This is a genomic window from Kitasatospora sp. NPDC089913 (assembly GCF_044748625.1).
In the GTDB taxonomy this organism is placed as follows: Bacteria; Actinomycetota; Actinomycetes; order Streptomycetales; family Streptomycetaceae; genus Kitasatospora.
Genome location: NZ_JBIVGI010000065.1, coordinates 1 through 1,722, shown reverse-complemented (window position 1 = coordinate 1,722; position 1,722 = coordinate 1). Strand labels below are relative to the sequence as shown.

The window sequence follows — 1,722 nt, the reverse complement described above, 5'->3', positions numbered from 1 at the left end:
CCTGACCGAGGAGCCGTCATGTTCGCCGCTGGTGACGAAGTGTTGATCGTGTCCTGCGAGGACGACCCGAGCGTGGTCGGCCGCACGGGCCGGATTGTGGACGGGGTCCCGCCGGGCCCGCTGACGGCCGGGCGCTGGACCGTGCACCGGATCGGCCTGATGCACGCCCCGGTCCTGTGCCACGCGCACGAGCTGAGGCCCACGGGCCGCTGACCACCTGCTCCACCCCCGGGACGGCCGTGCTGCTTGCCGGCGTGTCCGGCCGTCCCGGGGCCTTTCCGCACCACATCGCAGTGAGGAAGGAACTTCAGTGAACCAGCCGCACAGCACCGAGCACAGCCCGTCCGGGGGTGTGGTGGTGGACCTGGCCAAGGTCCGCGCCGCCCGCACCACCGTGTTCGCCCCCGGCGAGCCGGGCGCCGCCCCGGTTCCCGGACCGGCAGCCCCGCTGGAGGGCGTGGTCCTGCCGAAGACCACCCCGGCCCCCGGCCCGGCTCCCGCCGCCGGTCCGGTGCGGGCGCCGGTGTGGGTGCGCGGGGGCCGCTCGGTGCGGGTCGTGCTCACCCACGACCGCACGCGCACCGCCACCCGTCTGGTCGTGCGTCACGGCGCCTACGTCGCGGCCGGCGGGGTGATCGCCGGGAAGCGGGCGTGGGACGGGCGCACGCTGGCCCGCTACGAGCGGATGATGCGCACGGCGGAGGCGGCCGGCCAGCACGAGGTGGCCATGGAATGGGAGGTCCGCGCGGCCGCGTTCCGGGCCGCCCGCCACCAGCGGCGCATGGACCTCCTGAAAGCCCCCCAGCAGGTCGCCAAGGCCGCCGCGTTCGCCGTCGGGACCGCGCAGGGCGCCCTTCTGCTTCTCGGCGTCGTCCTGGCGATCGCCGAGCAGGACATCACGTGCGTGGTCGGGCCGACGATGACCGTGATCGAGCTGATCCGCTGGGCCGCGATCCTGATCGGGATCCTGTGGGGCCCGACCGTGGTGGCCGGGCCGTTCCTGGTCCTGCTCTCCCTGTGGTCGATCGGCCGCCACCGCCAGGCCGCCCCCGCCTGGACCCTCCCCGGCACGGTCAAGGACGACGCCGGGGCGCCGATCACGCCCTCGGTGGTGGTGACCGCGCTGCGGGACCTCGGCATCGCCCCGCTGCGGAAGGCGATCCGGGAGATGGGCGACGCCGGGGCCGGCATGCTCGGCCCGATCCGAATCGCCGGATGCGGGGTCGAGGTGGACGTCACCCTGCCCTCCGGCGTGTCCACGGAGGAGGTGCAGAAGCGCCGCCGCAAGCTCGCCGAGAACCTCGCCCGGCACGAGCACGAGGTGTTCGTCACCATCCCCCAGGCCGCCCGCACCGTCCGGTTGTGGATCGCCGACAGCGGGGCGCTGGACGAGCCGATCGGCCCCTCCCCGCTGGTCACCGACCCCGACCTGACGGCGGACCTCTACAACGGCCGCGCCCCCTGGGGCCAGGACCTGCGCGGCGACGCCGCCGCCCTCGCCCTGCTGCAACGCCACCTGCTGATCACCGGCCTGTCCAACCAGGGCAAGACCGCAGCGCTCCGGGCGCTGGCCCTGTGGCTGGCCCTCGACACCTCGGTGGAGTTCCGGGTCGCCGACCTCAAGGGTGCCGGCGACTGGCGGATGTTCGACGGCCTGGCCACCGTGCTGATCCAGGGGCCGACCGACGAGCACGTCATCGCCGCCACCGAGATGCTGGAACA

General features: G+C 74.5%; 1 protein-coding gene and 1 pseudogene. Both read left to right on the top strand.

Annotation, left to right across the window (positions count from 1 at the left end):
- The coding region (locus ACIPYS_RS40160) for a hypothetical protein (RefSeq protein ID WP_400755573.1) at window positions 1–213 on the top strand (213 nt) is incomplete at its 5' end.
- 250 nt (window positions 214–463) lie between these two features.
- Window positions 464–1,722 (top strand): annotated as a pseudogene (locus ACIPYS_RS40155) (ATP-binding protein); the annotation flags it as partial.